At 65.3% G+C, this 15,278-nt stretch carries 14 protein-coding genes and 1 pseudogene; 4 read left to right on the plus strand and 11 right to left on the minus strand.

Going from position 1 to position 15,278, the window contains the following annotated elements; genetic code table 11:
• Nucleotides 1–165 precede the first annotated feature (165 nt).
• Nucleotides 166–1,176: an AraC family transcriptional regulator gene (locus J3A71_RS12845; protein ID WP_060517320.1), complete on the plus strand. Its 1,011-nt coding sequence runs from the start codon at nt 166–168 to the stop codon at nt 1,174–1,176.
• A 47-nt stretch (nt 1,177–1,223) separates the two neighbouring features.
• Here the strand turns inward: J3A71_RS12845 and J3A71_RS12850 are convergent, their stop codons facing one another.
• Nucleotides 1,224–1,661, minus strand: coding sequence for a carboxymuconolactone decarboxylase family protein (locus tag J3A71_RS12850; protein WP_016487619.1), 438 nt, complete (start codon nt 1,659–1,661; stop codon nt 1,224–1,226).
• Nucleotides 1,662–1,862: 201 nt separating this feature from the next.
• Between J3A71_RS12850 and J3A71_RS12855 the strand changes: the two genes are divergently transcribed.
• Nucleotides 1,863–3,059: a cyanate transporter gene (locus J3A71_RS12855; protein ID WP_096426219.1), complete on the plus strand. Its 1,197-nt coding sequence runs from the start codon at nt 1,863–1,865 to the stop codon at nt 3,057–3,059.
• Here the strand turns inward: J3A71_RS12855 and J3A71_RS12860 are convergent.
• From J3A71_RS12860 to glcD, 7 genes are all read right to left on the minus strand, one after another.
• Nucleotides 3,052–4,485, minus strand: a complete 1,434-nt coding sequence (locus J3A71_RS12860) for a PLP-dependent aminotransferase family protein (protein ID WP_023048416.1) — start codon at nt 4,483–4,485, stop codon at nt 3,052–3,054. The genes J3A71_RS12855 and J3A71_RS12860 overlap by 8 nt on opposite strands.
• Nucleotides 4,486–4,627: 142 nt before the next feature.
• The gene (locus J3A71_RS12865; protein ID WP_016487616.1) at nt 4,628–4,966 is read right to left on the minus strand and encodes a hypothetical protein; all 339 of its coding nucleotides are present in this window, start codon (nt 4,964–4,966) and stop codon (nt 4,628–4,630) included.
• A 218-nt stretch (nt 4,967–5,184) separates the two neighbouring features.
• A complete protein-coding gene (locus tag J3A71_RS12870) occupies nt 5,185–7,353 on the minus strand; it encodes a malate synthase G (protein ID WP_096426218.1) in 2,169 nt (722 codons plus the stop codon).
• Between the two features lie 90 nt (nt 7,354–7,443).
• Nucleotides 7,444–7,842 carry a heme-binding protein gene (locus J3A71_RS12875; protein ID WP_016487614.1) on the minus strand — a complete coding sequence of 133 codons (399 nt, stop codon included), beginning with the start codon at nt 7,840–7,842 and terminating at the stop codon, nt 7,444–7,446.
• A complete protein-coding gene (gene glcF, locus J3A71_RS12880; protein WP_096426217.1) occupies nt 7,835–9,070 on the minus strand; it encodes a glycolate oxidase subunit GlcF in 1,236 nt (411 codons plus the stop codon). Before glcF ends, J3A71_RS12875 begins: the two co-directional genes overlap by 8 nt.
• 9 nt (nt 9,071–9,079) lie before the next feature.
• Complete coding sequence (gene glcE / locus J3A71_RS12885) at nt 9,080–10,132, minus strand: glycolate oxidase subunit GlcE (protein WP_016487612.1); 1,053 nt, start codon at nt 10,130–10,132, stop codon at nt 9,080–9,082.
• Entirely contained in the window at nt 10,132–11,631 is a 1,500-nt protein-coding gene (gene glcD / locus J3A71_RS12890; protein WP_016487611.1) for a glycolate oxidase subunit GlcD, read from the minus strand. Before glcD ends, glcE begins: the two co-directional genes overlap by 1 nt.
• Before the next feature lie 195 nt (nt 11,632–11,826).
• Here glcD and glcC point away from each other — a divergent pair, with 195 nt between their 5' ends.
• Complete coding sequence (gene glcC, locus J3A71_RS12895; RefSeq protein WP_096426216.1) at nt 11,827–12,591, plus strand: transcriptional regulator GlcC; 765 nt, start codon at nt 11,827–11,829, stop codon at nt 12,589–12,591.
• A gap of 59 nt (nt 12,592–12,650) precedes the next feature.
• Here the strand turns inward: glcC and J3A71_RS12900 are convergent, their stop codons facing one another.
• From J3A71_RS12900 to J3A71_RS12910, 3 genes and pseudogenes are all read right to left on the minus strand, one after another.
• Nucleotides 12,651–12,968, minus strand: coding sequence for a DUF2388 domain-containing protein (locus J3A71_RS12900; RefSeq protein ID WP_016487609.1), 318 nt, complete (start codon nt 12,966–12,968; stop codon nt 12,651–12,653).
• Nucleotides 12,969–13,183: 215 nt separating this feature from the next.
• Nucleotides 13,184–13,966: an NAD(P)-binding domain-containing protein gene (locus J3A71_RS12905; protein ID WP_096426215.1), complete on the minus strand. Its 783-nt coding sequence runs from the start codon at nt 13,964–13,966 to the stop codon at nt 13,184–13,186.
• 12 nt (nt 13,967–13,978) lie between these two features.
• Nucleotides 13,979–14,343: pseudogene (locus J3A71_RS12910) on the minus strand (FAD-dependent oxidoreductase); the annotation flags it as partial.
• A 279-nt stretch (nt 14,344–14,622) separates the two neighbouring features.
• Between J3A71_RS12910 and J3A71_RS12915 the strand changes: the two are divergent.
• Nucleotides 14,623–15,249 carry a glutathione S-transferase gene (locus J3A71_RS12915; protein ID WP_023048997.1) on the plus strand — a complete coding sequence of 209 codons (627 nt, stop codon included), beginning with the start codon at nt 14,623–14,625 and terminating at the stop codon, nt 15,247–15,249.
• Nucleotides 15,250–15,278: the final 29 nt, after the last annotated feature.

Consider the following 15,278-nt stretch of genomic DNA (forward strand, 5'->3'; position numbering starts at 1 on the left):
GGCTCCGTAAGCTTAGGCATGGCGGGAGCGGGCCAGGCTCTGCGAGAATGGCCGGCGGTCCCGGAGTGGGATCGAGTCTAGGCAAAGGCTCTGTTGCAGCCTATGCCGGATCTGTTCAAACAACCTGGCACTTTTTGCCACTCAGCATAGACAGCGAAAACCACCATGCGCGATAGCGATTCGGTCGCCGTGTACTTTCTCAATGCCATGCTCCACGCCCTGCGCAATAGCCCGGCCGAGCGCGATGCACAGCTGCGCGCGGTGGGCATCGACCCCCAGCTGCTTGAGCAGTCACAGGCCCGCGTACCGGCCAAGGCCTTCGCCGAGCTGTGGCTGACACAGATACAGCGCCTGGACGACGAGTTCTTCCGCCTCGACAGCCATGGCATGCCGCTGGGCAGCTTCGCCCTGATTTGCCGGGGCCTGATCCTTGAGCCGAACCTGGAAAAGGCCTTGCGCCAGTGCATGGCTGGCTTCGGCCTGTTCCTGCGCGACCTGCGCGGCAGCCTGACCGTACGCGGTGGGCGCGCGCTGATCAGCGTGCAGTCGAGCATTGCCGACCCGTTGACCCAGGTGTACGCCGAGGAAACCTACCTGGTGCTGATGATCGGCATGTTGTGCTGGCTGGCCGGGCGGCGGATCGCCATCGACCGCACCGAGCTGGCCGTCTCGCGCCCGGCCCAGGAAGACGACCTGCTGTTGTGGGGGCCGGACCTGCGCCTGGGCAGCGGCCGTACCGAAGTGGAGTTCGACAGCGCCTACCTGCGTCTGCCAGTGGTGCAGGACCTGGCGACCCTGAAAACCTTTCTGCGCAGTGCACCGCAGGGGTTGGTGATCCGCTTTCGCAACCAGAACGGGCTGGTGGCGGAGGTGTACCGCCATTTGCGCGCCCGGCACTATGGGCAGTGGCCGACCTTGGCGGCGCTGGCGCAGCTGCAGGGGATCAGTGCCAGTACGTTCCGCCGGCAGCTGGAGCGGGAAGGGCGGTCGTACCAGCAGATCAAGGATGAGGTGCGCCGGGCGATGGCCTTCGAGCGGTTGCGCGAGGGGGTGTTGAGCATTGCCGAGATAGCCGAGCAGGCCGGGTTCCAGGAGCCGAGTGCGTTTCACCGGGCGTTCAAGAAGTGGACCGGGCAGAGCCCCGGCAGCTATAGGGCGCGGTTGGCCGGGCGTTAGTTGTTCCCTGTACCGGCGATAGGGCCGGTACGGCGATCATTGAATGATCAGGCCGGCACCATGGCAAACCCGACCCCGAAGCGGTTCCAGGCGTTGATGGTGGCAATCGCCAGGGTCAGGTTGACCACCTCGGCCGGCTCGAAGTGTTCCTGCAGGGCTTCATATTGCCCCTGTGGCGCGCCCTGCTCAGGCAGGCGGGTAAGGCTTTCGACCCAGGCCAGCGCCGCACGTTCGCGCGGGGTGAAGTAGGCGGTTTCGCGCCACACGCTCAAGGTCTGCAAGCGTGCTTCGGTCTCACCTGCCTTGCGTGCATCGTTGGCGTGCAGGTTGACGCAGTAGGCGCAGCCGTTGACCTGCGAAGCCCGCAGGCGTACCAGCTCCAACAGGGAACTCTCCAGGCCGCTCTTGGCCAGGGCCTGCTCCAGGCCGACCATGGCTTTGTAGGCTTCCGGGGCGTGCTTGGCCCATTCGATACGGTTGTGCATGGCTGTCTCCAAAGGGTGCTGGATGGGAATGGCACTACTGTAGCGCTGCCGATTGGCCTCCCCGATAGCCAATTGCGCACATAAGCGGGAGGCCAATCGCCCATTCAGGTGGCCACTGACAAGCATCCAATCTCTTCATTTCTGCCAGCCCTGCCAAGCCGGGATAATGCCTGGGTCCTGTTACCCGAGAACCGATGCGCAATGAGAGCTGCTTTGAACCTGTTGCTGGTGATCCTGCTGGCGCTGAACCTGCGGCCGATCCTGACCAGTATCGGCCCGTTACTCGAACCCATGCGCGCCAGCACCGGGCTGGGCTACCAGCAGGCTGCCTTGCTGACGGCGTTGCCGGTACTGTGCATGGGCCTGGTGCCGTTGCTGCAGCCATGGTTGCGACGCTGGATCAGCGAGCATGGCGGCATGCTCGGTGGCCTGGCTGCAATCGCCCTGGCCTGCCTGTGGCGCCTGCAACTGGACAGCGCCTGGGCGCTGATTGCCAGTGCCGTGGTCGCCGGTCTGGGGGTGGCGGTGGTGCAGGGCATGATGCCTGGCCTGGTCAACCGCTGGTTCCCCAGCCGCCTGGCGGGGGCGATGGGGCTGTACTCGGCAGCGTTGATGAGCGGTGGCGGCATGGCTGCCGTGCTTGGCCCCCATATCAGCGACCATTTCGGCCACTGGCAGGTCGGCCTGGGCCTTTGGGCGATCCCGGCGCTGTTGGCGCTGGTGGCATGGGCGATATGGCGGCCACGGCAGGGGGCGCCAACGCTGGCCGGCACTGCTGGCGGGCACTGGTTCGGCACGCGCCGGGCCTGGTTGCTGGCCCTGTATTTCGGCCTGATCAACGGCGGCTACACCAGCATGGTGGCGTGGCTGCCGGCGTACCATCTCGAGCACGGCGGCAGTGCTCAGGGCGGTGCAGACCTGGTGGGCCTGATGACGGTCTTCCAGGTGGCCGGTGCACTGGGGTTGCCGCTGTTGCTGCGGCGTTGGACTGACCGCCGTCCAGGCTTGTGGTTGGCTCTGGCGATCCAGCTGGCCGGTTTTCTCGGCCTGCTGCTGGCACCCACGCAGGCGGCGGGGCTGTGGGTCGCGATGATCGGTTTTGGCCTGGGCGCCTGCTTCAGCCAATGCCTGACCCTGACCCTGGAGCACTTGAAGACGCCCGCCGAGGCCGGCAGCCTGGCCGCTTTCGTGCAGGGCATCGGTTTCATCATCACCGGTACAGTGCCGTATATCACCGGCTGGCTGCGTGACGTGAGTGGTGACTTCCAGGCGTCGTGGACGCTGCTCACTGTGACCGTGATGGCCATGTTGCTGGTAACCCGCTGGTTCAGTCCGCGTGGCTATGCCGCAGCCATCGCGCGCCCCGCCGCGCCAGGCAAGGCTGCGCCGGTCAGCTGAGGCGTTGCAGGGTATCGCGCACCCGGTCCAGCGCCGGGTCAATGTCCAGCAGCTCGATGGCGCCGAAGCCCAGCAATAACCCCGGGCGTACCGGCGCTTCGCTGAAGAATGGCGCCAGCGAGTACAGGCCGACCTCTACCTTGCGCGCGAGGTTGGCCAGCAGTTCGACATCGACCCCGGGATTGGCCAGTGCACTGAGGTGGAAGCCGGCGCTGGCAGGGATGGCGCTGAGCCACGGCGACAGGTCGCCCCCCAGGCGCGCCAGGATGCGCTCGCGACGGGCGCTGTAGACCTCGTGGCAGCGGCGGATATGCTTGTTCAGGTGGCCTTCGCCCAAAAAACGCGCCAGCGCCCACTGCAGCAAAGTCGGGCTGTGCCAGTCGCTGAGGTGCTTGGCCACGCAAGCGGCCTGCAGTACGGCAGGCGGCAGTACGGCATAGCCCAGCCGCAGTTCTTGCAGCAAGGTCTTGGAAAAGGTCCCGACATAGGCCACCAGCCCATGCCGGTCCAGGCGCTGGAGTGCGTCCGAGGCTGGCCCGTGGTAGCGGAACTCGCAGTCGTAGTCGTCTTCGATGATCAGTGCACCCAGTTCCGCGGCCCTTGCCAGCAGGGCGTGTCGGCGTGGCTCGCTCATCGGCATACCCAGCGGGAACTGGTGCGAGGGCGTTACGTAGATCAGCCGGGTGCCATCGGCGATCTGCTCCACGCACAGGCCTTCATCATCCACCGGCACGGACTGCAGGCGTGCGCCAAGGGCCAGGAACAGTTGCCGTGCCGGCGGGTAGCCGGGGTCTTCCATGGCCACCTGACAGCCTGGCTCGACCAGTACCCGGGCGATCAGGTCCAGCGCTTGCTGGGCACCGTTGCACACCAGCAGATCGGCTGCGCTGCAGTGCACGCCGCGGGCGTAGGCGATGTGGTGGGCAATGGCCTCGCGCAGCTCTGGCAGGCCCTGGGCCTGGAACTGCCGCTCGGGGTGGCGCTGGCTGCGGCGCAGCGCGTAATTCAGGCAGCTGCGCCATTGGTCGAACGGGAACTGCGACTTGCTCGATGCACCGCCGACAAAGTCATAGCGCGAGGGCGTTTGCAGCTGGCGTTGAGCGAGCACGGTGGCGCGCTGCTGCCAGCGTTCAAGGGATGCAGCGCCGGCCAGGGGAATGCTGGCTGATTCATTGCTGCGCAGTGGTTGGCGCGGGGTGATGAACGTGCCGCGGCCGACCACGCCGCTGAGCAGGTTGTCGTAGGTCAGCCGTGAGTAAGCCTCGGCCACGGTCTTGCGCGATACGCCCAGTTGTGCTGCCAGCAGGCGGGTGGGTGGCAGTTGGGTGCCGGCGGCCAGGTGGCCGCTGTCGATACCGGCGCGCAATTGCTGGTAAAGCTGCTCGGCCAGGCCTTTGCGGCCCTCCAGGCGAATGTGCAGTTCCATGGGCGGGTCCGGAGCGGGGGAGTGCTCAGGATAGCGGATTGGGCAGGAAGGCTCCCACAGGTATCGCGTGCCCCACAGGCTTGACGCGACCCCTATGAGAGCTGGCTTGCCGGCGATGGGCTGCAAAGCAGCCCCAAAAAGCTCAGAACCGGGCGGCGCTGACAGTGATGTAGCCTTTTTCCGCCAGCGCGATGCGTATTACTGTCTCATCCTCTGCCGCGTTGCGGTTGCGCCTGATGCGCACGCCTTCTACCGTCGAAGCCTTCATATACTCTGAAATGGCCCGCCCGTTCGCGTCGAAGAACACCTCGCTGGCCAGCAACTCGATGCGTTCGATCAATTGCCGGGAATGCTCATCGGTGGCGCAGAAGAACATGACCCCCGACAGGTGTGGGTCTTCATCGGGGTTACTCATGTCATGGGCCAGCATTTCGCGCAGGCTGCTGCGCAGTTCGGCGATGGGGCGGGCGTACAGGTGCATGCGGAGCCTCCTCTGGAGCGCAGCGTTGCTTGATCCAGCCCCGATCTTGTTTTCTGCGGGCGGCGGTAGCAAGTAAGACACTTCCGAGAACCCTGTGGGAAATGTCTGAAGCTGCCGGAATGCCACCCTTGACTGGCAGCAGGCGGGTGTCTGCGGCACAATTCGTCCCCACCCGATCGCGCCACAAGGCCGCTCCTGGAGTGACCGCGCAGCCTGGGCTAGCGTTGAACTTCCTGCTTGAAGCGCAACCGCCAGCCATGTAGCAACGGCTCGGTATAGCCGCTGGGCTGCTCGCGCCCTTTGAACACCAGGTCCCGCGCAGCTCGGAAGGCATACGATGTTTCGAAACCGGTGGCCATCGGCCGGTATGCCGGGTCCCCGGCATTCTGCTGGTCGACCACCTGGGCCATGCGTTGCAACGTCGCCTCGACCTGCTCGGCCCCGACTACCCCATGGTGCAGCCAGTTGGCAATGTGCTGCGCTGAAATGCGCAAGGTGGCGCGGTCCTCCATCAGGCCCACATCGTGAATGTCCGGCACCTTGGAGCAGCCGACCCCTTGCTCGACCCAGCGCGCCACGTAACCGAGGATGCCTTGGCAGTTGTTGTCCAGCTCAGCCTGGATATCAGCGGCGCTCCACGGCCGTTCGGGGCTGACCGGAATGCTCAGCAGGTCATGCAGCAATGCGCCACGCAGGGCCCCCAGGTCTACCTGTTCCAGCGTCTGCTGCACGGCAGCTACGTCTACCTGGTGGTAGTGCAGCGCATGCAGGGTGGCGGCAGTGGGCGACGGCACCCAGGCGGTGTTGGCACCGGCCTTTGGCTGGGCAACTTTCTGTTCCAGCATGGCCGCCATCAGGTCGGGCATGGCCCACATGCCCTTGCCGATCTGTGCCTTGCCGCGCAGGCCACAAGCCAGCCCGACCAGCACGTTGCTGCGTTCGTAGGCCTGGATCCAGGCGCTGCCTTTCATGTCGCCCTTGCGCAGCATGGCGCCGGCTTCCATGGCGCTGTGCATTTCGTCACCGGTGCGGTCGAGGAAGCCGGTATTGATGAACACCACCCGGGATGCCGCGCTGGCGATACAGGCCTTGAGGTTGACGCTGGTGCGCCGCTCCTCGTCCATGATGCCCATCTTCAGGGTCTGTGCCGGCAGGCCCAGCAGGGCTTCGACGCGGCCGAACAACTGGTCGGCGAAGGCCACTTCGGCCGGCCCGTGCATCTTCGGTTTGACGATGTACAGGCTGCCTTCGCGGGAATTGCCGCGGTGCTTGAGGTCGTGCAGACCGATCAGGCTGGTAATCACGGCATCGAGGATACCTTCGGGAATTTCACGGCCATCACGGTCGTGGATGGCCGGGTTGGTCATCAGGTGGCCGACGTTGCGGATGAACAGCAGCGAGCGGCCCGGTAGTGTCAGGGGGAGGCCGTCTATACCGTGGTAATGGCGGTCTGCAGCCAGGGTGCGGTTGAAGGTTTTGCTGCCTTTGCTCACCTGTTCGCTCAGGTCACCCTTCATCAGGCCGAGCCAGTTGCGGTAGACGTGGACTTTGTCGTTGGCATCCACGGCCGCTACCGAGTCTTCGCAGTCGATGATGGTGGTCAGTGCGGCTTCCAGGGTGATGTCCTTGACCCCGGCCAGGTCCTGCTGGCCGATCGCACTGGTCGGGTCGATCTGGATTTCGAAATGCAGCTGGTGGTGCTGCAACAGGATCGCCGTGGGTGTGTTCGGCTCTCCCTGGTAACCCCGCAGTTGTGCGCGATTGTGCAACACGGCCTGGCGGCCGTCGGCCAGGGTGACCCGTAGCGTGCCCTGGTCGATCACGTAGGCAGTGGCGTCGCTGTGTGAAGCGCCGTCGAGTGGGGCGCTAGCGTCGAGGAACTGCCGGCCATAGGCAATTACCTTGGCGCCGCGCGCCGGGTTGTAGCCTTGGCCGCGTTCGGCGCCAGCGGTTTCGGCGATGGCATCGGTGCCGTACAGCGCATCGTACAGCGAACCCCAGCGGGCGTTGGCGGCGTTGAGGGCGTAGCGGGCGTTGCTCAGCGGCACGACCAGCTGCGGGCCGGCTTGCAAGGCGATTTCGCGGTCAACGTTGGCGGTGCTGATCTGCACGTTTTCGGGAGCGTCGACCAGGTAGCCGATGCCTTGCAGAAAGTGCTGGTAGGCGGCCATGTCGCGGATCGGGCCAGGGTGTTGGCGGTGCCAGTTGTCCAGCTCGGTTTGCAGGCGCTGGCGTTCGGCGAGCAAGGCGCGGTTTTGCGGGGCGAGGTCGTGGACCAAGGTGCTGAAGCCTTGCCAGAAAGTGTTGGCTTCGATGCCGGTGCCGGGGAGGACTTCGTCTTCGATGAAGTGCTGGAGGGTGGGGGCGATCTGGAGTTCGTTTGGCATTGTCTGTTCGCTCGATGTTCTGTCTTCGGGAATTCAGTCACCTGTTCTGGCCTCTTCGCGGGCAAGCCCGCGAAGAAGCCAGCACAGGATCTACAGGGCTGCAGCTCCAGCCTTGGCCACCTGGGCATCCTGTTCGGATTTGACCCCGGACACACCAATGGCACCCACCACCTGGCCATCCACCCGCAGTGGCACGCCACCTTCCAGGCTGGTCAGCAGCGGTGCGGTGACGAATGCAGTGCGGCCCCCATTGACCATTTCCTCGTAATCCCGGGTTTCCTTGCGCCCCAGCGCGGAGGTGCGGGCTTTCTCCACGGCTATGTAGGCACTGGCTGGCGCACAGCCATCCAGGCGCTCCAGGGCCAAGGGGTGGCCACCGTCGTCGACCACGGCGATGGTCACGTTCCAATGCTGGGCCAGGGCTTCCTGGCGGGCGGCGGCCAGCACACGGGCGACGTCGGCCTGGCCGATCACGAACTTGCTATGCATGGGGGTTCTCCGGGTTCAAGGCGGCTTCGACGATTTCGATCCAGTGCCGTACCGGCGTGCGCCCGGCCCCGTCGAGGTGGGCCTGGCAGCCGATGTTGGCGGTAGCGATGACTTGCGGTTTGCCGCTTTCCAGTGCGTTGAGGCGGTTGTCACGCAGTTGCAGTGACAGCGCAGGCTGGGTCAGCGAATAGGTGCCAGCCGAGCCGCAACACAGGTGGCCGTCCGGTACCGAGGTCAGGGTAAAGCCCAGGCGCGTCAGCAGCGCCTCTACCGCCCCCCCCAGTTTCAGGGCGTGTTGCAGCGTGCAGGGGCAGTGGAAGGCCAGGCGTTGCTCGGCGCACAGGCCCAGTTGCTCGACCGGCTCATCGCGCAGTACTTCTACCAGGTCGCGGGACAGGGCGCTGACCCTGGCCGCTTTGGCTGCGTAGCGGGTGTCGTGTTCCAGCAGGTGACCATAGTCGCGCACGAACGCGCCGCAGCCGCTGGCGGTTTGCACGATGGCCTGGGCACCTGCTTCGATGGCCGGCCACCAGGCGTCGATATTGCGCCGCGCACGTTGCAGGCCTTGCTCCTGGGCATTGAGGTGGTAGTCCACCGCGCCACAGCAGCCGGCCTGGTGGATGGGTTGCACGCTAATCCCCAGGCGATCGAGCAGGCGCGTCGCAGCGGCATTGGTATTGGGTGACAAGGCCGGCTGCACGCAGCCTTCCAGCATCAGCACCTGGCGTGCGTGGCGCGGCGCGGGGCGCTCGCCGGGTGCCGTGATGTGCGCCGGCAGTTTGCGCTTGAGCGTGGCCGGCAACAGTGGGCGCAGGGCCTGGCCGCTGCGGGTCAGGGCCTTGAACAGCGCCGGGCGCGGCACTACCGCACGCAGGCCCTGGCGCAGCAGGCGCTGACCGAGCGCGCGCGGTACTTGTTGGTCGACGACGGCGCGACCGATGTCCAGCAGGTCGTGGTATCTGACCCCGGATGGGCAGGTGGTTTCGCAGTTGCGGCAACTCAGGCAGCGGTCCAGGTGCTGTTGGGTGCTGGCGGTGACCGGCTCGCCTTCGAGTACCTGCTTGATCAGGTAGATGCGCCCGCGCGGGCCGTCCAGTTCATCGCCCAGCAACTGGTAGGTAGGGCAGGTGGCGGTGCAAAACCCACAATGCACGCAGGAACGCAGGATGCTTTCGGCCTCGTCGGCGCGGGCCAGCCGGCGGCTTGTTTCGCTCAGGTTGGTTTGCATGGTCTGGCCTCACAGGTCCGGGTACAGGCGGCCAGGGTTGAACACCCCCTGGGGGTCGAGTTGCTGCTTGAGGGCACGGTGGTAACGCATCAGTGCGGCGGGCAGGGGCGGGCTGCTGGCTGCCCCGGGGGCGTAGCAGGTGGCGTGGCCGCCCACCTTGGCGACATGGTCGCGAATCGCCTGCGCCGGTGCACTGGACTTCAGCCAGCGCTGGGCACCCCCCCAGTCGATCAACTGCTGGCCGGGCAGTTGCAGCTCGCCGGTGGCGTTGGGCAGCGACAAACGCCATAGCGGCGCAGGGTCACTGAAGAACGCCAGGCGCTGTTCGCGCAGGTCGCTCCAGAAACCGCTGTCGAGCATTTCGCCGCCCAGCCGCTGGCGGGCCGACTGCACCGAGCCTTCACCGCCTTCCAGGCGCAGGAACAGGGCGTCACCGTCATGGCAGGCCGCGCTGATCGGCAGCGGCTGCTGGCCCCATTCGGCCAGCTCGGCCAGTGCCTGGTGGCAGCCCATCGGCAGGCGCAGGCTCAGGCATTCGCGCGGCCGAGGCAGCACTTTCAAGGAAATTTCAGTCAACAGCCCCAGGCAACCGAAGCTACCCGCCATCAGCCGTGATACATCGTAACCGGCCACATTCTTCATCACCTCGCCACCAAAGCGCAGCAGCTTGCCGTGGCCGGTGATTACCCGCGTGCCGAGCACGTAGTCACGTACCGACCCGGCCCACGGCCGCCTGGGGCCGGACAGGCCTGCCGCGACCATGCCGCCCAGGGTGGCCTCGGGGCCCAGGTGCGGCGGTTCGCAGGGCAGCATCTGGCCGGCCTCGTGCAGGGCCGCTTCGATCTCGCGCAGCGGTGTGCCCGCACGGGCGGTGAGCACCAGTTCGGTGGGGTCGTAGCTGACGATGCCACGGTGGCTGCGGGTGTCGACAACTTCGCCGGCCACCGGGCTGCCGAGCATGGCCTTGCTGTTGCTGCCCTGGATACGTAGTGGCGTGCCGTGGTTCAAGGCCTGGGTGACCTGCTGTAGCAGGGCCTGGCTGATGTCGCGGTCCATGCTCATCAGAAACGCTCCAGGTCAGGGAAGGGCAGTTGCCCGTGGTGCACATGCATGGCGCCGAACTCGGCGCAGCGGTGCAGGGTGGGGATGTTCTTGCCGGGGTTCAGCAGGCCCTGCGGGTCGAAGGCGGCCTTGACCGCGTGGAACAGGGTGATTTCGTCGCTGTTGAACTGGGCGCACATCTGGTTGATTTTTTCGCGGCCTACGCCGTGCTCGCCGGTAATGCTGCCGCCCACCGCCACGCACAGTTCGAGGATCTTGCCGCCGATGGCTTCGGCCCGCTCCAGCTCCCCGGGCAGGTTGGCATCGAACAGGATCAGCGGGTGCATGTTGCCGTCGCCGGCGTGGAACACGTTGGCCACGCGCAGGCCGTATTCGCGGGACAGGTCACTGATGCCCTTGAGTACCCGCGGCAGTTCGCGGCGCGGGATGGTGCCGTCCATGCAGTAGTAGTCCGGGGAAATGCGCCCCACCGCCGGGAAGGCGTTCTTGCGCCCGGCCCAGAAGCGCACGCGTTCGGCCTCATCGCAGGCCAGCCGCACCTCGCGGGCGCCGGCTTGCGTCAGCACCGCGGCCACCCGTTCGCAGTCGTCGTGCACATCGGCCTCCACGCCGTCCAGTTCGCATAACAGGATGGCCGCCGCGTCCACCGGGTAGCCGGCGTGGATGAAGTCTTCGGCGGCGCGGATTGCCAGGTTGTCCATCATCTCCAGGCCGCCTGGAATGATGCCGGCGGCGATGATGTCGGCCACTGCCCGGCCAGCGTCCTCGACGCTGTCGAAACTGGCCAGCAGCACCCGTGCCACCTGAGGCTTGGGCAGCAGTTTCACGGTCACTTCGGTGACAATGCCGAGCATGCCTTCAGAGCCGGTGAACAGTGCCAGCAGGTCGAAGCCGGGGCTGTCCAGGGCATCGCTACCCAAGGTCAGGTGTTCACCTTCGACCGTGAGAATGTCCACCTTCAGCAGGTTATGCACGGTCAGGCCGTATTTGAGGCAGTGCACGCCACCTGCGTTCTCGGCGACGTTGCCACCAATGGAGCAGGCGATTTGCGAGGACGGGTCTGGCGCGTAGTACATACCATGAGGTGCGGCGGCCTGGGAGATGGCCAGGTTGCGTACGCCGGGTTGCACACGGGCGTAGCGGCCCTGTGGGTTGACCTCAAGGATGCGGTTGAAACGTGCCATTACCAGCAGGATCCCCTTGGTCAGCGGCAGGGCACCCCCCGACAGGCCGGTACCGGCGCCACGCGCTACCACCGGTACGCCGCGTTGGTGGCAGAGCTTGAGCAGCGTCTGCACCTGCTCCAGGCGCTCGGGCAGCACCACCAGCAGCGGCACCGTGCGATAGGCCGACAGGCCATCGCATTCGTAGGGTTTCAGGTCTTCTTCGCGGTGCAGGATATCGAGGTCCGGCAGGGCGCTGTGCAGTGCCTGCAGCAGGGCTGCCTGGTCCACGGCGGGTAGCGCGCCATCGACGCGTTCGTCGTACAGGATATTCATCGGCTCACTCGGCAACGGTTTTTGTTGTTGTTGGCAAAGCGGTCACGGTTGCAGCCTGCGCGTGCCAGCGCCTGGGGTCGAGCATGGCGGGCACTGGTCCTACCAGTTTTTCGCCGTGGTACTGGTTATTGGTGGGTTTACCCGGCTAGATTTGGATAGATGGGCTAACTGGTCCTACCAGGAGGAGGGGGCACAATGGTTACTGACGGCAAAGCCAAGGTCGCCGACCAGGTGGCCGAGCGGGTCGAGCGGCTGATCGTCGACGGCGTGTTGAAGGTGGGCCAGGCCCTGCCATCGGAGCGGCGGCTGGTAGAGAAGCTGGGTTGTTCACGCTCGGCCCTGCGTGAAGGGCTACGCATTTTGCGCGGGCGCGGCATCATCGACACCGAGCAGGGGCGAGGCTCGTTCGTTGCGGACCTGACGGGGCAGGTGGGTGCCACCCCATTGATGCACCTGTTTAGTTCGCAGCCACGCACGCTGTTCGACTTGCTGGAGGTACGGGCTTTGCTGGAGGCCGAGTCGGCGCGGCTGGCAGCGTTGCGTGCCACCGAGGTCGACCGCTTGCTGATTCGCCGGCGTTATGAAGAAATGCTGGCTGCCCACGAGTCGGCCCAGGCGCTGGACGCCCGTGAGCATGCCCGCCGTGACCATTCCTTCCATCGGGCGATCAGCGAAGCGTCACATAACCCGGTGCTGGTGCATACCCTGCAATCGCTCAGTGATCTGACCTTGAGCACCGTGTTCGCTTCGGTCAACAACCTGTACTGCCGGCCGGCTCAGAAACGCCAGATTGATCGGCAGCATGCGCGGTTGTATCAGGCGGTGATGGAGCAATTGCCGGAGCAGGCGCAGCGGGCTGCGCGTGAGCATATCAACGGGATACGCGACAGTTTGCGGGAGATCGAGCAGGAAGAGCAGCGCCTGGTCAGGGCGACCATGCGCATGGATGGTTGGGGGTGATGCTGCCTGTGCCGGCCCTTTCGCTGGCTTGCCCGCGAAAGGGCCGGCACAGGATTGCCTCAATGATCGGCTATGCGGTCATCCTGAGAAAGAATAGCCCTGGCCAGTTCTTCATCATTGGCCTGTAGCCCTGGGTGGTCCTTGCGCGCCTGTTCCAGCGCCGACTCTACATAGGCGCCACGGATTGCACCGCCGCTGGCGACGAAGGCAGAAAGCTCGTCACGGGCCGGGATGATCCGTTTGTCGTCCTTGAAGGTCGAATACAGCGAAGCGGAAACACCGGCTGAGGTGGCGACGTCGCCCGCATCGACGCGGGCCAGGGCAGCACCGGCAGGCAGCAGGAGCAGCAGCGCAGGGGCGAGGAGTAGGTGGCGCATGTCGAGTTCTCCAATACGTGAAGCACAGGGAAATAAACCACTCAGTGTTTAAGAGGGCCAGGGGGGCGGGTAGTTCCCTTTGCAGGCTGGAGATTGTCGGGGCCGCCGCGCGGCCCCCGAGGCAGGGGCAGGCCAACTGGTTGGTGGTCTTCCCCCGGGCAAAGCACACGAAAACGGCTGGTCCGTTTACCGGGGCTGATACGTTCGATCATCCCTTAGTGCCCGGCCCGCCCTGACCGCGTCAACAGCCCGTCTAGCACCACCTCGCATGCCGCGCCCCAGGTGGCGCTTACCGGCTGATGCATCAGCACCGCGAGGCCATCGGCAGTAAAGGTGCCCGGCGTGGCAATGGCCTCGCCCAAGGCCTTGAGCGTACACGCTGGCTGCTGCCCGGCACTGGCCACGCAGTCTTGCAGGTTGCCCAGCACCAGCGCACGCGCTTCGGTTGCGGGCAGGCCTTTGTCCATCAGCCACTGCTGCAGGTCGTGTAGCAAGAAGTAGAACCAGCCATTCATGCACGCCGCCACGGTGGCCAGCTCGAATTCCGGCTCGCCCTGCAGCACCACCAGTTTGCCCAGTGGCTCCAGGTACTGCGTAGTGAGCGCATCGGGTGGGCACACCACTACCGTGGACTGGTTGTACTGCGCCGCATACGACAGCATCGCACGCACACAGAGGGCACCAGGGAACGCGGTGGACAGTTGCGCAAGGTTGACCCCGGCGGCGAGCGAGACCAGGCGCTGGCCTGAGCGCAGCTGTACGTCATTTGCCAGTTCGGCGAGCGATTGCGGGCGCACGCCAAGGATCACAAGTTCTGCCTGGTCGACCACTGCCTGGTTGCTTGCCATCACCTGGCAACCATGCTCCTGGGCCAGCACGGCTGCCCGTTGCGCATTGCGCGGTGACAACAGGATGGGGCCTTCGAAACCGCTGCGACGCAGGCCGATGACTGTTTTTTCGGTGAGCTCGCCCACCCCGAGAATGCCAAGGCTATGCATGGTGCCTCCTGATCAGCTTTGCAGGCCGGCGCGGCGCTGGCCCCGGTGCAGGTTGAGGTTGACGCCGGCGCTCAGCAGCGGCTCCGGCGGGTTGCGGTTGGGGCCTGCGGAGCCCAGAAGGACGTCGATCAGCGCGTCGCGTTCGCCGCTCACCCAGTCGGCCAGCAGGGTAACGGTAGCTGTGCCACGGGTGATGGCAAGGCCGTTGCAGCACAGTGCCGCATGCACGTTGGGAGCGAGGGTACCGAAGTGCGACAGGTGGTTGCGCGACAGGCCCATCGAGGCACCCACGTCTATTCAAACGCCATGCCAGACAGCATCGGGAAGCGCCGCTCGAACGAATCGCGATGCTGGCGTCCGGCACGGGCGATGTGGCGTGGGTTGGCGCCGAAACCGCCGCAACCGTTGTCGTGCGCGGGGGTAGAGGTGTTTCTGTACATGGTTTTTATCCGTGTTTTTTTGTCCACTATGGCATTGGCGGTTGGGCGGGGACTATGACGGGAGGGACGGGGAACGGGATGTTATGGCTGCAGGATTGCCTGCGGACGGATTGACCGCGCCGGGCCGAGCGTGATTTGCTCGGCGCTACGGCTTCTTCGCGGGTGAACCCGTGAATGACTCGATACGATCATTCAAAGGAAACTGAAGGTCCCACCATGCCCGACTACAAGCTGCATTGCTTCGCCGAATCCGGCAACGCCTACAAGGCTGCGCTGATGCTCGAACTCACGGGTCAGGACTGGCAGCCGGTGTTCGTCGACTTCTTCCATGGCCAGACCCGTGAGCAAACCTGGCGCGATGAGGTGAACGAGCAGGGCGAGGTGCCGGTGATGGAGCACGCTGGCAAGCGTTTCACCCAGTCTGCGCTGATTCTGGACTACCTCGCCGAACAGACCGGCCAGTTCGGGCCCCGTGACGATGACGAAAAGCGCGAGATCTGGCGCTGGATGCTGTTCGACAACCACAAGTTCACCAGCTATTACGCCGCGCTGCGCTTTCTGTTCTGCCTGAAGAATACCGGCGAAACGGACGTGACCCGGTTCCTGCGTGAGCGTGCCACGGCGGCTTACCGCATTGTCGACGCGCACCTGGCGAAGACGCCGTTCATGGTTGGCGGCCGGCTGACCATCGCCGACCTGTCGTTGGCTGGGTATGTATTCATGCCGGAAGACACCGGTATTCCATTGGCGGAGTTCACCCATATCGAGGCGTGGAAGGCGCGGATCCAGGCGCTGCCAGGCTGGAAGCACCCGTATGAACTGATGCCGCGCACGGCATCCTGACCCATTCGCGGGCACGCCCGCTCCCACAG

The sequence above is a fragment of the Pseudomonas sp. PvP089 genome, assembly GCF_017875165.1.
GTDB lineage: Bacteria > Pseudomonadota > Gammaproteobacteria > Pseudomonadales > Pseudomonadaceae > Aquipseudomonas > Aquipseudomonas fortuita.

Bases quoted from the DNA above. Each gene is read 5' to 3' on its own strand.
- glcE (WP_016487612.1), bottom strand. From the start codon at position 10,132: ATGAGCATGGACCGCGACATCAGCCAGGCCCTGCTACAGCAGGTCACC.
- J3A71_RS12865 (WP_016487616.1), bottom strand. From the start codon at position 4,966: ATGCACCTGTACGCCCGCCCCATCGCCGAACTGCGCAGCAGCCTGCGC.
- glcC (WP_096426216.1), top strand. From the start codon at position 11,827: ATGGTTACTGACGGCAAAGCCAAGGTCGCCGACCAGGTGGCCGAGCGG.
- J3A71_RS12900 (WP_016487609.1), bottom strand. From the start codon at position 12,968: ATGCGCCACCTACTCCTCGCCCCTGCGCTGCTGCTCCTGCTGCCTGCC.
- J3A71_RS12860 (WP_023048416.1), bottom strand. From the start codon at position 4,485: ATGGAACTGCACATTCGCCTGGAGGGCCGCAAAGGCCTGGCCGAGCAG.
- J3A71_RS12850 (WP_016487619.1), bottom strand. From the start codon at position 1,661: ATGCACAACCGTATCGAATGGGCCAAGCACGCCCCGGAAGCCTACAAA.
- J3A71_RS12905 (WP_096426215.1), bottom strand. From the start codon at position 13,966: ATGCATAGCCTTGGCATTCTCGGGGTGGGCGAGCTCACCGAAAAAACA.
- J3A71_RS12915 (WP_023048997.1), top strand. From the start codon at position 14,623: ATGCCCGACTACAAGCTGCATTGCTTCGCCGAATCCGGCAACGCCTAC.
- J3A71_RS12845 (WP_060517320.1), top strand. From the start codon at position 166: ATGCGCGATAGCGATTCGGTCGCCGTGTACTTTCTCAATGCCATGCTC.
- J3A71_RS12875 (WP_016487614.1), bottom strand. From the start codon at position 7,842: ATGCATAGCAAGTTCGTGATCGGCCAGGCCGACGTCGCCCGTGTGCTG.
- J3A71_RS12855 (WP_096426219.1), top strand. From the start codon at position 1,863: ATGAGAGCTGCTTTGAACCTGTTGCTGGTGATCCTGCTGGCGCTGAAC.
- glcF (WP_096426217.1), bottom strand. From the start codon at position 9,070: ATGCAAACCAACCTGAGCGAAACAAGCCGCCGGCTGGCCCGCGCCGAC.
- glcD (WP_016487611.1), bottom strand. From the start codon at position 11,631: ATGAATATCCTGTACGACGAACGCGTCGATGGCGCGCTACCCGCCGTG.
- J3A71_RS12870 (WP_096426218.1), bottom strand. From the start codon at position 7,353: ATGCCAAACGAACTCCAGATCGCCCCCACCCTCCAGCACTTCATCGAA.